Origin of the sequence: Streptomyces longisporus (assembly GCF_039532765.1) — a bacterium.
GTDB lineage: Bacteria > Actinomycetota > Actinomycetes > Streptomycetales > Streptomycetaceae > Streptomyces > Streptomyces longisporus.
In genome coordinates, this window is sequence record NZ_BAAASG010000025.1 from 1 (window position 1) to 17,699 (window position 17,699).

The 17,699-nt window shown below is 70.4% G+C and carries 9 protein-coding genes and 1 tRNA gene; 2 read left to right on the forward strand and 8 right to left on the reverse strand.

From position 1 onward, the window contains the following. Together ABD355_RS39210 and ABD355_RS39215 are read left to right on the forward strand one after the other, a co-directional pair. A partial coding sequence (locus ABD355_RS39210; RefSeq protein WP_344405910.1) for an RHS repeat-associated core domain-containing protein occupies positions 1-3,884 on the forward strand: 3,884 nt, incomplete at its 5' end. 1 nt (position 3,885) lies between these two features. After that, complete coding sequence (locus ABD355_RS39215; protein ID WP_344405912.1) at positions 3,886-4,191, forward strand: hypothetical protein; 306 nt, start codon at positions 3,886-3,888, stop codon at positions 4,189-4,191. An 850-nt stretch (positions 4,192-5,041) separates the two neighbouring features. On the opposite strand, the gene ABD355_RS39220 is transcribed toward ABD355_RS39215, so the two are convergent. The 8 genes from ABD355_RS39220 to ABD355_RS39255 all read right to left on the reverse strand — a co-directional run bounded on the left by ABD355_RS39220 (position 5,042) and on the right by ABD355_RS39255 (position 17,644). Further along, positions 5,042-5,115, reverse strand: a tRNA-Thr gene (locus tag ABD355_RS39220). A 107-nt stretch (positions 5,116-5,222) separates the two neighbouring features. After that, positions 5,223-6,806, reverse strand: a complete 1,584-nt coding sequence (locus ABD355_RS39225) for an alpha/beta hydrolase (RefSeq protein ID WP_344405913.1) — start codon at positions 6,804-6,806, stop codon at positions 5,223-5,225. A gap of 106 nt (positions 6,807-6,912) precedes the next feature. Then, complete coding sequence (locus ABD355_RS39230; protein ID WP_344405914.1) at positions 6,913-8,118, reverse strand: DNA polymerase III subunit delta'; 1,206 nt, start codon at positions 8,116-8,118, stop codon at positions 6,913-6,915. 332 nt (positions 8,119-8,450) lie between these two features. After that, positions 8,451-11,666 (reverse strand): dTMP kinase, encoded by a 3,216-nt coding sequence (tmk, locus tag ABD355_RS39235; protein WP_344405915.1) that lies wholly within the window; start codon positions 11,664-11,666, stop codon positions 8,451-8,453. Between the two features lie 151 nt (positions 11,667-11,817). After that, positions 11,818-14,652 carry a type I DNA topoisomerase gene (topA, locus tag ABD355_RS39240; RefSeq protein ID WP_344405916.1) on the reverse strand — a complete coding sequence of 945 codons (2,835 nt, stop codon included), beginning with the start codon at positions 14,650-14,652 and terminating at the stop codon, positions 11,818-11,820. 249 nt (positions 14,653-14,901) lie between these two features. Beyond that, positions 14,902-15,099, reverse strand: a complete 198-nt coding sequence (locus ABD355_RS39245; protein ID WP_344405917.1) for a hypothetical protein — start codon at positions 15,097-15,099, stop codon at positions 14,902-14,904. Positions 15,100-15,475: 376 nt separating this feature from the next. Further along, positions 15,476-17,002 (reverse strand): DUF7059 domain-containing protein, encoded by a 1,527-nt coding sequence (locus ABD355_RS39250; RefSeq protein WP_344405918.1) that lies wholly within the window; start codon positions 17,000-17,002, stop codon positions 15,476-15,478. Positions 17,003-17,047: 45 nt separating this feature from the next. Continuing rightward, on the reverse strand, positions 17,048-17,644 hold the full coding sequence (locus ABD355_RS39255; RefSeq protein ID WP_344405919.1) for a small secreted protein: 597 nt from the start codon (positions 17,642-17,644) through the stop codon (positions 17,048-17,050). Positions 17,645-17,699: the final 55 nt, after the last annotated feature.

Below are 17,699 nucleotides of genomic sequence, written 5' to 3' on the forward strand. Positions count from 1 at the left end.
TGGAACACGGTGCCGAGAAGCTGGGAAAGACCATCGGCGAGGACGCCGGCAAGGCGGTCAAGGACCTCTACCACGACACCGGCACCCGGCTGAAGAAGGTCGCCGAGAACCACGTCGAGAACGACGCGAAACACGCCGCCGAACTGGAGAAGATCCTCAAGGGCGGCGGCAAGGAGGACCTGCCCCGTGACCTCCACGCGTCGGGCGGCGGGCGGGGCGGGGCGTCTTCCTCCTCGAACGGTGGTCAGCCCGAGCGGGCTCGTGACCAGTTGGACGACCTGCATCCGAACAACAACACCCGCCCGCCGAACTCGGTGAACTCCGGTGGCAGCGACCCCGTCGACATGGCCAGCGGCCGGATGTTCCTACCACAGACGGATATCCTCCTCCCCGGGACACTGCCCCTTGCCTTCCACCGCCGCGTCGAGTCCGGGTACCGCGTGGGCCGCTGGTTCGGGCCCTCCTGGTCCTCGACTGCCGACCAGCGCCTGGAGGTGGACGAGCGCGGCGTGGTCTTCGTCACCGAGAGTGGCCTGCTGCTGTCGTACCCGCACCCCGAGCCCGGCGGTGCTGAGGTCCTACCCGCCAGCGGCCCGCGCTGGTCGCTGACCCGTACGGCCAAGGGCGACTGGGCCGTCCACGACCCCGACTCCGGTCACACCCGCCACTTCACCGCGGCCGCCCACGATCCGGATCTGGCGCTGCTGGACGAGATCACCGACCGCAACGGCAACTGGATCACCTTCGACTACGATGCCCACACCGGCGCCCCGACCTCCATCCGCCACTACGCGGGCCATCACCTCACGCTCACCGCTCAGGACGGCCGGATCACCGCGCTTCACCTGGCCGGGACGGCTGTCAGGCGCTATGCCTACACCGATGGCGATCTCACCGCGGTCACCAGCGCCTCCGGCGGATCACTGCACCTGACCTACGACGAACGTGACCGAGTCACGTCGTGGACCGACAGCAACAACCGCCGTTACGAGTACCACTACGACGACCGGGACCGGTGCGTCGCGGAGGGCGGCGAGGCCGGCCATATCGCCCTGCGCTTCACCTACGACGAGATCGATCCCGATACCGGCTACCGGGTCACGACGGCCACCACCGCCGCCGGGCACACCACTCGCTACCTGATCAACGATCGCCTTCAGGTGGTGGCCGAGACCGACCCGCTCGGCAACACGACCCGGACTCCACATGACGAGTTCGACAGGCTCACGGCCGTCGTCGACCCCCTGGGCCGTACCACGTCGTTCGAGTACGACGACCACGGTCGCATCACCGTTGTCACCCGCCCCGACGGACGGCGTGCGACCTGCACGTACAACGAGTTGGGCCTTCCTGCCACGCTGACCGATCCGGACGGCAGCGTCTGGCACCAGGAGTACGACACACGCGGCAATGCCACCGTCCTGACCGCACCTGGTGGGGTGGTCACCCGGTACGCCCACGACGACCGGGGCCGTCCCGTATCCGTGACCAACGCCCTCGGCCAGACCTCCCGGATCCACTGTGACGAGGCGGGGCTTCCGGTCTCCCTGACCGATGCCCTGGGCAACGTCACCCGCTACGAACGCGACGCCTTCGGCCGTGTCACCGGTGTCATCGACCCGCTCGGCAACGCCACGCGATTCGTCCGGGACGCCGAGGGCAGGACGACCACCCGCATCGGCCCCGACGGCGCACAGGAGTCCTGGGCTTACGACGGCGAGGGCAACTGCGTCACCTACACGGACGCCATGGGCGGCGTCACCACATTCGAGTACGGTCACTTCGACGTGCTGCGCGCCCGCACCACGCCCGACGGCGTCCGCCACGAGTTCACCCACGACGCGGCACTCCGCCTCACCCGCGTGACCGACCCGACAGGCCTCACCTGGGACTACGAGTACGACCCCATCGGCCGCCTCACCCGCGAAAGCGACTTCGACGGCCGCACCATCGCCTACACTCACGACGCCGCCGGACAGCTCGTCACCCGTACGAACGCGCTGGGACAGGTTGTCCGCCTCACCTACGACGTACTCGGCAACATCGTCGAGAAGAACGCAGACGGCCAGATCACCACCTACGCCTACGACCCGGCATGCAGGCTGGCCCGCGCCGCGAATGCCGAAGCGGTTCTGGAGTACACCCGCGACGAAACGGGACGGCTGGTCTCGGAGAGCCACAACGGCCGCATCCTGCGCTTCACCCACGACATCCTGGGCCGCAGGACAGGCCGCACAACCCCGTCGGGCGCGACGACCAACTGGGAGTTCGACGCGGCCGGAAACACCGCGCGCATGACCACTGCCGGCCGTGTCTTCCGCTTCACCCGTGACGCGGCCGGCCATGAGATCACGCGCTCCTTCGGCGACGACTGCGAGATCACGCAGACCTGGGATGGCACCGGTCGACTCGCCGCCCAGCGACTGACCGGGCCGGGCGCCCGAGTGCTGCAGCACCGCCAATTCTCCTACCGCCCCGACGGCCACCTCATCGGGATCGACGACCCGGTGCAGGGGCGCCGCCACCGCTCGCTCGACGCGATAGGGCGCGTCACAGCCGTGACCGGCCGCGACTGGAGCGAGCGATACGCCTACGACGCCGCAGGAAACCAGTCGGAGGGCCAGTGGCCCGACCCTCTACCCATGTCCGACGGCCGGGGAGAACGTCAGTACACCGGTACCCGGATCACCGCCGCGGGCAACCTCCGGTACGAACACGACGCGCTCGGCCGGATGACTCTCCGACAGCGCAAGCGGCTCTCCCGAGGCCCGGAAACGTGGCGATTCTCCTGGGACGCCGAGGACCGTCTCATCGAGACGACCACACCAGACGGAGGAACCTGGCGCTACGCCTATGACCCACTCGGCCGCCGCATCGCCAAACGCCGACTCGCCGCCAACGGGCAGGTGACGGAGGAGATCACCTTCACCTGGGACGGCGCCACTCTCGCCGAGCAGACGGCCACCCGTCCCGACACGCCGGCTGTCTCTATCGCCTGGGACTATGACGGCCTGACCCCCATTGCCCAGACCGAATACAAAGCGAACCCAGGGTCGAATCGCGCCGCCTCCCTCGCCGACACTCCACAAGAAGAAATCGACCGGCGCTTCTTCGCCATTGTCACCGATCTCGTCGGTACCCCCACAGAACTCATCGACGAATCCGGTGAGATCGCCTGGCGGGCCCGCACGGCGCTCTGGGGCGCCACGGCCTGGCCTCGCGACTCCACCGCCTACACACCACTGCGGTTCCCCGGCCAGTACTTCGACTCGGAAACAGGGCTTCACTACAACTTCCACCGCTACTACGACCCCGGGACCGGCCGCTACCTGAGCCCGGACCCGCTGGGCCTGAGTCCTGCGCCCAACCCGGTCGCATACGTGGACAACCCCTCCTCCCTGACCGACCCGCTCGGTCTGTCCCCCTACCGCGACCTGTACCACGGGACCACCAAGGCCGGCGCGGAAGCGATCATGAAGAACGGCGTCGACCCGAACTTCAGCAAACGGAACATGGACTTCGGCAAGGGCGGCTTCTACACGACGGAGAACCGCACCCAAGCAGAGGAATGGGCCCACAACATCGCCGGACGCACGCCTGGCGCCGAGCCGGCGGTCCTGCACTTCCGTGTCTCGCAGGACGACCTGGACAAGCTGAACAACAAGAAGTTCGACGGGCCGAGCAAGGAACTCGACGACTTTCTCCGCAACAGCCGCACGGGCGGCCCGATGCACAATTACGACAGCGTGGAGGGCCCGATGCTGCGGAATCTCAAGGGCTTCCTTCAGCAAGGCAAGCCGGCCAGGCTCACCGGTCACCAGATCGCCATCTACACTCCGGAGGCGGCAGCCATCTTCAACCGCGGACTACAGGGGGTCCTCTGACATGACGGCGTCCAGATATCTCATGCGGGCGGTGCCAGAGGCCGAGGAGTACTTCGACGAGATCGCCGACGACATGGTGAACAGGTTCGGCATCCCGCTGGCCGAGGCAGTCGCCCGTGTCAACCAGCACTGGGACGGGAAGACCTTCGACTCCGAGGACGACCTGATCTTCCATGAGATGCCCGAATTCTGGGCGGATCTCCTCTACTACGGAGACGGGGTGCCGTACTGGGATCCTGAGGCCGACCGGTCGATGTGGCAGCCGACACCGCCCCCACCCGCTGGGTCGTCCGCCTGGACCCTCTGATTCCCGCACCTGCGCCCGTCGGGGCGCCATGGCTGTGGCAACGTCGCCGTGGGTCGGAGCCGATGGCGCGGTGGGGTCGTCTCGGTGTTCTCGTCGCACTGGTCGGCGTCATTGGTCTCGACGGACAGCGTCGGGTCGGTCTTGCCGGTGTGGCATTTTTCAGCCCCACCAAGAAAGTGTTTAGCCACCACTGTGGCCGGATCTGAAGGGTGCCCTGACCGGGCTGCCTTCGTCGGGAGCCGGAAGTCGCTCCCCGTGGCCTGTCCTGAAGTTCCTGTTACTTGATCACTACGGTTCGGGGAGGCACACATGGGGTGGATGACACGCGAACCCACACCCCTCGCCGGGACCGCCGCCGAGTCCGACGACGGCGACGATCCGCCGACTTGTGCAGCACCCGTCCGCTGACGTTGCCGTCAACTACTGCCGTCAGACACCCTCAGAGGCCCCATCGGAAACACGCGCAGCACCTCCGAGTGCAGCACCTCCGAGTGCAGCTTCGTCGTTGGATTTTGTCGTCCATGGACAATCAGAGCTTGATCGCCGTGGCACCCACCAACCGATACACCCTCTCGGCTGCCCGCCCTCGACTGCGCCCACCGCACTGCTCGTGCACCGATGCGCTCCCCTCACGCACCCCAGCGCCAGCCGAAACCGAGAGAGTTTCGACAGACCCACCAAACTGCAGGTCAGAAACGCTCACAGCACCCATCCCACGTGTTGCCCTCGTCATCAAACCCTTGACCTACGCATTTGCGCTGCACAGGTCAACAACCTCGCTCACGCCCGGACCAGACAGCACGAACAACAAGAAACCCCAGGTCAGAGCCCTGACCTGGGGTTCGAAGAGAGCCGCCTTCGGGATTCGAACCCGAGACCTACGCATTACGAGTGCGTTGCTCTGGCCATCTGAGCTAAGGCGGCGCGCCGTCCGCACTACGGTGCGATCAGCAACGTCGGTAAGTCTACACAGTTTCGAGGGGTGCTCCGTACCAGCCCCGGGTGGTGGCTCCGCGGGGCTGGTCGCAGGGCTATGAGCAGCGCTTTCCGCTGGCCGGAGGGGTTCCGCGGAGCAGGTAGGCATCGATCGCGGAGTCGATGCAGGTGCTGCCGCGGCCGAAGGCGGTGTGGCCGTCGCCCTCGTAGGTGAGGAGGCGGGCCGAGGTGAGCTGGCGGGACAGGGACTGGGCCCAGCGGTAGGGGGTCGCCGGGTCGCGGGTGGTGCCGACCACGACGATCGGGGCGGCGCCCTTCGCCTTGATGCGGTGCGGGGCACCCGTCGGCTGCACCGGCCAGTACGCGCAGTTCAGAGAGGCCCAGGCGAGGCCCCTGCCGAAGACCGGGGAGGCCTTCTCGAAGGACGGGAGGGCCTTCTCCACCTGTTCGGGGCCGGCGAAGGCGCCCGGGAGGTCCAGGCAGTTCACGGCGGCGTTGGCGGACATCAGGTTCGTGTAGTGGCCGTCGGCGTTGCGCTCGTAGTAGCTGTCGGAGAGGACGAGCAGGCCCGCGCCGTCCTTCTCCTTGATTGCCGAGGTCAGCGCCTCGCGCAGCTGCGCCCACGTGCCCTGGTCGTACATAGCCGCGATCACGCCGGTGGTGGCGAGGGCCTCGCCGAGCTTGCGGCCGTCGGCGTCACCGGTGGGGATGGGGCGCGCGTCCAGTTCCTTGAAGAAGGCGCTGAGGTTGTCGCCGACCTGGGCGGGTGTCGTGCCCTTGCCGCCGAGCGGGCAGTCGGGCTGCTGCACGCAGTCCTTCGCGAAGGACTGGAACGCCGTCTCGAATCCCGCGGTCTGGTCCAGATTCAGTTCACGGCTGCTCAGCGAGGGGTCCATCGCACCGTCCAGCACCATCCGGCCCACCCGTTCCGGGAAGAGCCCGGCGTACGTCGCCCCGAGGAAGGTCCCGTACGAGGCCCCCACATAGGTCAGCCGGGAGTCCCCCAGCGCCGCCCGCAGGATGTCCATGTCGCGGGCCGCCTCGACGGTGGAGACGTGCCGCAGCAGTTGGGCCGAGTGCTGCCCGCAGCTCTCCGCGAACTTCCGGTACGCGCGGACGAGTTCGTTCGTCTCATGGACGGAGTCGGGGGTGGTGTCCGTCTGTGTGTACGCGTCCATCTGCCGGCCGTCGAGGCATTCGACGGGCTCGCTGCGGGCGACGCCGCGCGGATCGACGGCGACCATGTCGTAGCGGGCGCGGACCTGGGCCGGGTAGCCGACACCGGCGTACTGCTGCAGGTACCCGATCGCCGAGCCGCCCGGCCCGCCCGGGTTCACCAGAAGGGAACCGAGCGGCTTGCCCTTGCCGGTGGCCTTCTTGCGGGCGACGGCGAGCTGTACGTCCCCGGCGTCCGGCCTGGCGTAGTCGAGCGGTGCCTTCATCGTGGCGCACTCGAAGCCCGCGGTACCGCAGGTGCGCCAGCTCAGCTTCTGCCCGTAGTACGGCGAGAGGGCTGACGGTGTCGACCGCGGCAGCGCGGCCAGCACCGCATCCGCCGCATTGCCGCCGGTGCTCGCGGTGCCTCCGGTGGAACAGGCGGAGACGAGCAAGGCGGCCGCGGCGAGGAGGGTGGCTGCGGTTCTGGGACGGCAGGGACTAAAGCTGCGCCTGATGTACATCAGGAGAGGGTAACTCTGTGCAGCCATTCAGATGCTCTCCGTGCGCGCCGTGGCTCGTACGAATTACGTCGTCAACTTCCCGTTGATACCCGGCCTTCGCGCGCCGTCAGCCCGCTCTGAGTGCCATCGTCATCGCCTCCACCGCCAGCAGCGGAGCCACATTGCGGTCGAGCGCCTCGCGGCAGGCGGCGATCGCCTCGATGCGGCGCAGGGTGGACTCGGGGGAGCCGGCGCGGGCGAGGCGCTCCAGGGTGTCCTCGGCGTCCGCGTTGGCGAGGGCGACGCGGGTGCCGAGCTGGAGTGCCAGGACGTCACGGTAGAAGCCGGTGAGGTCGGTCAGGGCGAGGTCGAGGCTGTCGCGCTGCGTACGCGTTCTGCGCCGCTTCTGCTTGTCCTCCAGGTCCTTCATCACGCCCGCCGTGCCGCGCGGCATCCGGCCGCCCTGGCCCGCGCCCAGCGCTGCCTTCAGCTCCTCGGTCTCCTTGCCGTCCCGCTCCTCGGCGAGCTGTTTGGCGTCCTCGGCGGCCGCGTCGACGAGTTCCTGGGCGGCCTTGAGGCAGCCGCCGACGTCCTCGACGCGCAGCGGGAGCTTCAGGACGGCGGCGCGGCGCTCGCGGGCGGCCGGGTCGGTGGCCAGGCGGCGGGCCCGGTCGACGTGCCCCTGCGTGGCGCGGGCCACCGCGGCGGCCACGGGCGGTTCGATGCCTTCCCGCCGTACGAGCATGTCGGCGACGGCGTCCACCGAGGGCGTGAGCAGGTTCAGATGCCGGCAGCGGGAACGGATCGTGGGCAGGACGTCCTCGATGGAGGGGGCGCACAGCAGCCAGACCGTACGCGGGGCGGGCTCCTCCACGGCTTTCAGGACGGCGTTGGCGGACTTCTCGTTCAGCCGCTCGGCATCCTCGACGAGGATGACCTGCCAGCGGCCGTTGGCAGGCGAGGTGAACGACTTGCGGACGGTGTCGCGCATGTCGTCGGCGAGGATCTGCGTGCCGACGGCGGCAACGGTGGTGACGTCCGCGTGCGTGCCGATCAGGGCCGTGTGGCATCCGTCGCAGAAGCCGCAGCCCGGGGCTCCGCCGAGCGCGCGGTCGGGGCTGATGCACTGCAGGGCGGCGGCGAACGCCCGCGCCACCTGCGTCCGCCCGGCGCCCGGCGGCCCCGTGAACAGCCAGGCGTGCGTCATCTTCGACGCCTCGGGAGGCGATGCGTCGGAGGCGGCCGCGGTGACCAGCGCGTCGGCGTCCCGGGCAGCGGCGCCGAGCTGCTCGGCCACCTTCTCCTGGCCGACGAGGTCGTCCCAGACGGTCATGCGCTCACCCCGCCCTTTCGTCACGTTTCACATTGCGGGATCCATTGTGCGACCCGCCACTGACAACGACGGCCGAGCGCCTGATTCCACCTGGGTGGCAAGTCCGGACGAGCCGGCTCCCCGTCCGAGCCCCAGCGCAGGGCTTCGAACGCCCGCAACCCGGCACGGCACCGCCCAGGCCTCAACGCCCCGGACCAGACCGGCACCCTCGCAGCCCTGCAATCCCGCACTGCCAACCACCGGCCGGCCCCGACCGCCCCGCCCCCGAGGCCGACGCCGAGCGAGGCCGATCCCAAGCACCCGCAGCCTCTCCGGCCACGGGCCCGCCGGCCTCAGCCCCGACGCCCCCGGCCTCGCCGCCCGCGGCCCGCACCATCGTCGTCGTGCTCGTCATCGCGCGGGCCGAGCAGTTCGTCCGCCAGCGTCGGCAGGTCGTCCAGGGGTGTCTCCTCGGCCCAGTCGGAGCGCGCCCGGCGCCGCGGCTCGCCCTCCGGGTCGATCTGGGGCATCTCCCGCGTACGGTCCTCGGCGCCGTCCGGCCGCGCGCCCGTGCGCTCGTCCCGGAAGAGCCCCGGCGGCACCCGATGCGCGGGGTCCTCGCCCCGCACGGGAGGCAGCACGGCCGTCTCGTCCGCCGCTCCCGGCACGACCGGCGGCAGCACAGCCGTCTCGTCGGCCGCTCCGGGCACGACCGGCGGCAGCACAGCAGTCTCGTCCGTCGCTCCCGTGGGAGCCGGCGGCTGCGGCAGCTGTGCCGTCACCTCGGACTCGGACTCGCCGGTCCGCGCAGCGTCCGGCTTCTCCTCCCGCACCGGCCGCAGCACCGCGGTCTCCTCCACCGGCCCGCCGGATGCGTTCGTCGGCGTCACCACCGGTGTCGGCACCGTCGACGCCTCCGGCGGCACCGCGGGCACAGCAGGCCGCCGGGGACCCGCCTGCGCGGCGGCCGCGGCCTGCTCGGCGAGCCGCCTGGCCTCCTCCGCCCGCAGCAGGGCCTCCTCGGCCTTGCGCTGCTTCTCCAACCGGCGTGCCTCGGCCTCGGCGTGCAGCCGGGCCTCTTCCTCCGCCTGCTTGCGCCGCCGCTCCTCCTCGGCCTTGCGGCGGGCCTCCTCCTCGGCGCGGGCCTTCTCCTCCGCGAGGAGGCGGGCCTGCTCCTCCTCGGCACGGCGGCGCGCTTCCTCGGCGCGCTGCCGGGCCTCCTCCGCCTGCCGCTCGGCCTCGCGGCGCTGCGCCTCCTCCAGCTCGCGCCGCTTGCGCTCCTCCTCCTCGGCGCGCAGCCGCTCGAGCTGTTCCTGGCGCTCGCGCTCCAGCCGCTCCTCCTCGGCCTTGCGCGCGGCCTCCTCCTCGGCCTTGCGGCGGGCCTCCTCCTCGGCCTTCTTCCGCGCCTCTTCCTGAGCCTTGACCTCGGCCTCGGACAGCGGCAGCAGCTGGTCGAGCCGGTGCCGTACGACGGTGGTGACGGCCTCGGGCTCCTGGCCCGCGTCCACCACCAGGTACCGCCCGGGGTCGGCCGCGGCCAGCGTGAGGAAACCGGACCGCACGCGCGCGTGGAACTCGGCGGGCTCCGACTCCAGCCGGTCCGGCGCCTCCGTGAACCGCTCGCGCGCGATGTCCGGCGAGACGTCGAGGAGCACGGTCAGATGCGGTACGAGTCCGTTCGTCGCCCAGCGGTTGATGCGGGCGATCTCGGTCGGCGACAGGTCACGGCCCGCCCCCTGGTAGGCCACCGAGGAGTCGATGTAGCGGTCGGAGATGACCACCGCGCCCCGCTCCAGCGCGGGCCTGACCACGGTGTCCACGTGTTCCGCGCGGTCCGCCGCGTACAGCAGTGCCTCCGCCCGGTGGGACAGTCCCGCGCTCGACACGTCCAGCAGGATCGACCGCAGCCGCTTGCCCACCGGTGTCGCCCCCGGCTCGCGGGTCAGCACGACCTCGTGGCCCTTGCCGCGGATCCATTCGGCGAGGGCCTCGGCCTGCGTGGACTTTCCGGCTCCGTCGCCGCCCTCCAGGGCGATGAAGAAACCGTTCGAGGCCGGTACGGTCACCGGGTCGTCGCCGCCCAGCAGCGCGTCCCGCAGGTCGTGCCGCAGCGGCACGCCCGAGCGGTCGTCGACCTTGGCCAGCACCAGGGCGGCCACCGGCAGCAGCAGCGCCCCCACCAGCATCAGGGTGAACGCGGCGCCGCCGTGTGCGAACACGAACTTGCCGTTCTCCAGCCGGTGCGGGCCGATCCCCGCCGCGACCACGGGCGCGATCACGGCGGCGAGCGCCACGCACACGCGTACCACCGCGTGCAGGTGCTCCGTCGTACGCGCCCGCCGATAGTCCTCGGCCTCCTGGTCGAGCAGCGTGTGCCCGGTGTTGGCGGCCACGCCCGCGCCGATGCCGGCCAGCGCGACGATCAGCATGACCGTGGTGACGTCCGGGACGAGCCCGGCGGCCAGCAGCGCGACCCCGGTGAAGGCGATCGCCAGCGCGAGCAGTCGCCGCCGGGACAGGGTCGGCAGCACGGAAGGCGCCGTACGGATGCCGACGACGACACCGCCCGTCAGGGCGAGCACCAGCAGCCCGTACGTCACCGGGCCGCCGCTCAGGTCCTTGGCGTGCAGCACGCAGACGGCGACGGCCGCGGAAACCGCTCCCGCGACGGCGGCGGCCGAGAGCACCAGCAGCGGGATGGCGCCCGTGCGTCCCTTGTCCACGCCCGTGCCCGTCTTGGGGCGGCGGAGCCCCTCGAGCGGCGAACGCGCGCGCGGGGTGCGCGTGTCGGGCAGCTCCAGGAAGGCCACCACGGACAGCGACGCGGCGAACAGTCCGGCCGCCACGTACGAGGCGAGGGCCGCCTGGTGCTGGTCGAACCAGTCGAGCCCGGTGCCGAGCAGGTTGTTGAGCAGCCCCGCGACGACGAGCGCGGCAGCCGCCAGCGGGATCGCCACGAAACTCGTACGCAGCGACAGGCGGCGCAGAGCGTCCATGTGGTCGGGCAGCGGTCGTACCGTCGCGCCCTCCGGGGGCGGGGCCGGCAGCAGGGCCGGCGCCGCGCTCTCGCGGCACACCGTCCAAAAGCGCTCGGCGACCCCGGTGACGAAGGCCGTGACCAGCAGCGCGGCGAGCGCGTTGTCCGGCGTCCAGTCGATCCACAGGGGCGCGACGATCAGCGCGGCGACCCGGACGCCGTCGGCGCCGACCATGGTCCAGCGGCGGTCGAGCGGGCCCTCCTGGGAGGTGAGCGAGGTCAGCGGCCCCAGCAGGACGGCTCCGAAGAGCAGCGTCGCCAGGACCCGCACTGCGAAAACGGTCGCCACTGCGAACGCCACGCCCCGGTACCCACCGCCGAACGAGCCCTCGCCGATCGCCGCCTGAAGGGCGAGGAACACCAGCACGAGGAGGGCGAGGATGTCCCCGACTCCGCCCACGAGCTGTGCGCTCCACAGCTGTCGCAGCTGCGGTCGGCGCAGCAGGGCGCGGACGGCACGCTCGCGGGAGTCCGCGACAAGGGCGTCGTCGGGGGCCGGGTGGTGGGCCGTTGGCTGCTCGGCTCGCGTCATGCATTCAGCCTATCGGGACCGACTGACAGCCCGGGGCGCGCGTGCGGACGTGCGCACGCCCCGACACCAAAGCGATATCGGGGCGTTCGTTTTGCGAAGCGTCCGTGGACGAAGGCGCCTCGGCTCAGTCGTCCTGACCAGTCGGCCTGACTCAGTCGTCCGTCGCCGTCTTCGAAGCCGTCGCCTTCTTCGCGGTGGTCTTCTTGGCGGCGGTCGTCTTGGCAGCCGTCTTCTTCGCAGCCGTCGTCTTCTTCGCAGCCGTCTTCTTGGCCGCCGTCGCCTTCTTGGCCGGGGCCTTCTTGGCGGGCGCCTTCTTCGCCGTCTTCTTGGCGGGCCCCTTGGCGCGCTTCTCGGCGAGCAGTTCGAAGCCGCGCTCGGGCGTGATCTCCTCGACGCTGTCGCCGGAGCGCAGGGTCGCGTTGGTCTCCCCGTCGGTGACGTACGGCCCGAAGCGGCCGTCCTTGACGACCACCGGCTTCTCGCTGACCGGGTCGGTGCCCAGCTCCTTCAGCGGCGGCTTGGCGGCCGCACGGCCACGCTGCTTGGGCTGCGCGTAGATCTGCAGCGCCTCTTCGAGTGTGATCGTGAAGAGCTGCTCCTCGGACTGCAGCGAACGCGAGTCCGTGCCCTTCTTCAGGTACGGCCCGTAGCGCCCGTTCTGCGCGGTGATCTCCTGGCCCTCGGCGTCGGTACCGACGACCCGCGGCAGCGACATCAGCTTGAGCGCGTCCTCGAGCGTCACCGTGTCCAGCGACATCGACTTGAACAGCGAGGCCGTACGCGGCTTCACGGCGTTCTTGCCGGTCTTCGGGGTGCCCTCGGGGAGCACCTCGGTGACGTACGGGCCGTAGCGGCCGTCCCGGGCGATGATCTGGTGGCCCGTCTGCGGGTCCGCACCGAGTTCGAAGTCGCCGCTCGGCTTGGCGAGCAGTTCCTCCGCGAGCTCGACGCTCAGCTCGTCCGGCGCGAGGTCCTCGGGCACGTCCGCCCGCTGGTGGCCCTCGGCGTCCTTCTCGCCGCGCTCGATGTACGGGCCGTAGCGCCCGACGCGCAGCACGATGCCGTTGCCCACCGGGAACGACGACACCTCGCGCGCGTCGATCGCACCCAGGTCGGTCACGAGTTCCTTGAGGCCGCCGAGGTGGTCCCCGTCGCCGTTGCCGGCGTCGGCGGCGCTGCCGTTGGTGACGCCCTCGCCGAAGTAGAAGCGCTTCAGCCACGGCACGGACTGCGCCTCGCCGCGGGCGATGCGGTCGAGGTCGTCCTCCATCTTGGCGGTGAAGTCGTAGTCGACGAGCCGCCCGAAGTGCTTCTCCAGGAGGTTGACCACGGCGAAGGACAGGAAGGACGGGACGAGTGCCGTGCCCTTCTTGAACACATAGCCGCGGTCGAGGATCGTGCCGATGATCGACGCGTACGTCGACGGACGGCCGATCTCGCGCTCTTCGAGCTCCTTGACCAGGCTGGCCTCGGTGTAGCGGGCCGGGGGCTTGGTGGCGTGCCCGTCGACCGTGATCTCCTCGGCGCTGAGCCGGTCGCCCTCGGCGACCTGCGGCAGCCGGCGCTCGCGGTCGTCCAGCTCGGCGTTCGGGTCGTCGGCACCCTCGACGTAGGCCTTCAGGAAGCCGTGGAAGGTGATCGTCTTGCCGGACGCGCTGAACTCGACGTCCCGGCCGTCGGCGGCCGTGCCACCGATCTTGACCGTGACGGAGTTGCCGGTCGCGTCCTTCATCTGGGAGGCGACGGTCCGCTTCCAGATCAGCTCGTAGAGCTTGAACTGGTCGCCGGTCAGGCCCGTTTCGGCAGGCGTGCGGAAACGATCACCCGAGGGCCGGATCGCCTCGTGCGCCTCCTGCGCGTTCTTGACCTTGCCGGCGTACGTCCGCGGGGCCGACGGCAGGTAGTCGGCGCCGTACAGCTGCGTGACCTGGGCGCGGGCGGCGGCCACGGCGGTGTCGCTCAGCGTCGTGGAGTCCGTACGCATGTAGGTGATGTAGCCGTTCTCGTACAGCTTCTGCGCGACCTGCATGGTGGCCTTCGCGCCGAAGCCGAGCTTGCGGCTCGCCTCCTGCTGCAGCGTCGTCGTACGGAACGGGGCGTACGGCGAGCGGCGGTACGGCTTGGACTCGACCGAGCGCACCGAGAACTGCGTGTTCTCCAGGGCGGCGGCGAGGGCGCGGGCGTTCGCCTCGTCGAGGTGGAGGGTGTTCGGGCTCTTGAGTTGTCCCAGGGAGTCGAAGTCGCGGCCCTGCGCGACCCGCCTGCCGTCGACGGTCTGCAGGCGGGCGACCAGCGACGACGGGTCCGACGGATCCCCCGCGCGGCCGGTCGCGAAGGTGCCCGTCAGGTCCCAGTACTCAGCAGAACGAAACGCGATGCGCTCGCGTTCCCGCTCCACCACGAGGCGTGTCGCGACGGACTGGACGCGCCCGGCCGACAGACGCGGCATGACCTTCTTCCACAGGACCGGCGAGACCTCGTAGCCGTAGAGACGGTCGAGGATGCGGCGGGTCTCCTGGGCGTCGACCATGCGCTTGTTGAGGTCGCGCGGGTTGGCGACGGCCTCGCGGATCGCGTCCTTGGTGATCTCGTGGAACACCATGCGCTTGACCGGGACCTTGGGCTTGAGCACCTCCAGGAGGTGCCAGGCGATGGCCTCGCCCTCGCGGTCCTCATCGGTGGCGAGGAAGAGCTCGTCGGAGTCGGCGAGCAGGTCCTTGAGCTTCTTGACCTGGGCCCTCTTGTCAGCGTTGACCACATAGACGGGCTGGAAGTCGTGTTCGACGTCCACACCGAGGCGGCGGACCTCGCCGGTGTACTTCTCCGGCACCTCCGCGGCGCCGTTGGGAAGGTCGCGGATGTGCCCGACGCTCGCCTCGACGATGTAGCCGGGGCCGAGGTAGCCCTTGATCGTCTTCGCCTTGGCAGGTGACTCGACGATGACGAGTCGGCGGCCGCCGTGTGCGGTCTCGCTGGTCGGGGACAACTTCGCTCTTCTCTCCGGTCGACGCTGGGGCCTCCCCGGGGGTTTCTCGGTCCCGAGGGCGGGTCATGGTGACGCTGCGGAGTGTGACGGTACATCCCGCCCCCGTGTCAAACGGGAAAAGCCCGCAACGGCCACTCGAACGGTAACCCGACTACCGCCATTCCTGCCGCCCGGAGTACCCACCGGCCTTTTCGAGCCAGTCCGGAGGATCATCTCTCAATTAACCGAGCCGCAGCTCCGGGGCTCCTTTCAGCCCCGGGTCAGGCACCATGTTCCGAGGCCCAGCATGATCACCGAGACAAGGCTCGCGAGGGTCGCCGATGCGACGGGGTTCACACCGTGGGCGACCGGCTCGCGGTGCCGTACCCGGGTCACGGTCCATGTCAGCAGCGCCCCTCCGAACAGGGCGAACACCACTCCCGCGAAGATCGCCGGTCCGCTCTCCATGGCTTGCCGTGCCCCTTTTCTCCCGTTCGCGAGTGCCCCGCCCGGCGAGACTGACACGCGTGGGCGGCGCACAGGCGAACCCGGGGTGAACGCGGAGCCGACGCACGCGTGGACCCACCCGGGGCCGGGACCCCGTCCGGCCCGCACCCGCGGCCCCAGCCGTTCCGGCCCGCCACGCAGCCGTACCCGATGCACTCGGGCCCCGGCGCCCAGGTCGACTCGAATTAGTTGCTGCACAGCTTGTCCCTGCGCAACTCGTTCGCTTTGTCGATGACCTTCTTGCCGCGCAATTTGCCGGGGCGTGCGAACAGCCGCCGCGGCAGACCCGCAAATCCGTGCCCGCGTCCCGAAAACGGCCCACTTCGCCGCCCGGCCCCTACGCCGGCTCGAGGAATCCCTGCTCCACCAGCAGTCTGATCTGCGCCGGCGTACGGTCGCGCAGCAACACCGGATCCTCGCCGACCAGTTGGGCGATCGCGTCCAGGATGCGGCCCGCGCTCAGCGAACCGTCGCAGACGCCCGCGAAGCCCGCGCCGACCGTGTCCACCTTGGTGGCCCGGCGCATGCCCCGGTGCTGGCGCAGCACGACGTGCTCCGGGTCCTCGGCGCCGGGCAGCCCGACCTGCTCCTGGACGACCTCGGAGACGAGCTTGAAGTGCTCTTCGAGCAGCGCCGCGTCGTCGTGTGCGCGCAGATAGTCGAGGCGGTCGAAGTGCGCCCGTACCGTGTCGCCGAGCGGCTGCTCGACCGGGTGTGGCCACTCCTCGGCGGTGATCGAGGGCACGGCGGCCGTCGTCCTGCGCAGGGTGATCCAGCCGAACCCGACGGCCTTCACCTTGCGCGCCTCGAACTCGTCCAGCCAGGCGTCGTAGCGCGCCTGGTACTCGGCCGGGTCGCCCCGGTGGTCACCGGCGTCCCTGAGCCACAGCTCGACGTACTGTGTGACGTCCTGGACCTCGCGCTGCACGATCCACGCGTCGCAGCCGCGCGGGACCCACGACCTGATCCTGTCCTGCCAGTCCTCCCCCTCCACGTGCTGCCAGTTGGCGAGGAACTGTGCGAACCCGCCCTCGTTCAGCCGCTCCCCCGCCTGCTGAACGAGTGTGCGGCACAGATCGTCCCCGCCCATCCCGCCGTCCCGGTACGTCAGCCGTGCGCCCGGGGAGATCACGAAGGGAGGGTTCGACACGATCAAGTCGTACGTCTCGTCCTCGCGCACCGGCTCGAACAGCGAACCCTCGCGCAGCTCGGCCGCCGGGGCGCCGGAGAGCGCCAGCGTGAGCGCGGTGATGTGCAGCGCGCGCGGGTTGAGATCGGTCGCCGTCACGCGCGTGGCGTGCTGCGCGGCGTGCAGCGCCTGGATGCCGGATCCGGTGCCGAGGTCCAGGGCGGCGGAGACGGGCGTACGGACGGTGATGCCCGCAAGGGTCGTGGACGCGCCGCCGACGCCGAGGACGACGCCCTCCTCACGGCTGCCGATCCCGCCCGCTCCACCGACCGCGCACCCGAGGTCCGACACGATGAACCAGTCCTCGCCGCCGGGCCCGCCGTACGGCCGTACATCCACGGTCGCGGCCACTTCGTCCCCGCCGACGCGCACCAGCCAGCCGCTCTCCAGGCACTCCTCGACCGGCAGGACGTCCGCCACGCGCGCGTGCGGCACGGGCTGCTGCAGCAGGAACAGCCGTACGAGCACCTCCAGCGGCGTGTCCCCACGGGTCGCCCGGAGCGCGGGCACGGTCTCGCTGCGCGCCAGCGCCGCGTACGCGGGGGCGCCGAGCAGTTCGAGGAGCCCGTCGGCGGTGAAGGACGCCCCGAGCAGGGCGTCCCGCAGCCGGGCGGCGACGTCATGGCGGCCGGGAGCAGGGGCAGCGGGCAGGGCGGGCAGGCCTGAGGTACTCACGCCCCCATTGTGGCGGGGCGGAGGGGTCGGCTGCAGCTCCGGCTCTCAGCTCCCGGCCGGCGAGGGGGCGGCGGAAGCGCTCTTGCAGCTGGACTGCTTGGCCATCGACTTGCCGACGTCGCCCGCCTCGAGGGTCTTCAGGGCGTCGTTGCCGCTCGTGCTCAGCTTGTCCAGCGAGGTGGCGATGCCCTTGAGGCCGTCGGCGAACTTGGCCTGGTCCTTGACGTCGAGCCCGTCCACCTGCTTCTTCAGAGCGGCGTACGACGCGGCGATGTCGTTGAGTTCCTTGACCGCGTCCGTCTGCTTCTTGGCTCCGTTGTCGACATCCGGGGCCCCGGCCTTCTGGACCGCGTCGCCGATCGCCTTGTAGGCGTCCGACATGTCCTGGAAGGCCTGGGCGTCGGTCTTGCGGACGTCGTCCGGCGTGCTGTTGTCCGAGGTCTGCTTCTGGATCGCGGCATTGGCGGCCTCGATCTTCTTGGCCTGCGGCTGCACCGCGTCACAGACCTGCTTGGCCCAGGCATCCAGCTTGTCGTTGCCTTTGCTGCTGCTGCTGGTGCATCCCGACAGCGCCAGTACCAGTACCGCACCGCCGGACAGTGCGGCCGCGAGCTTCTTGTTCACCGGATTGGTCCCTTCCATGGCTCTCGGCCCCGGAACATACACGCCAGGCGGGTGACAGCCGCATGCCGAACGA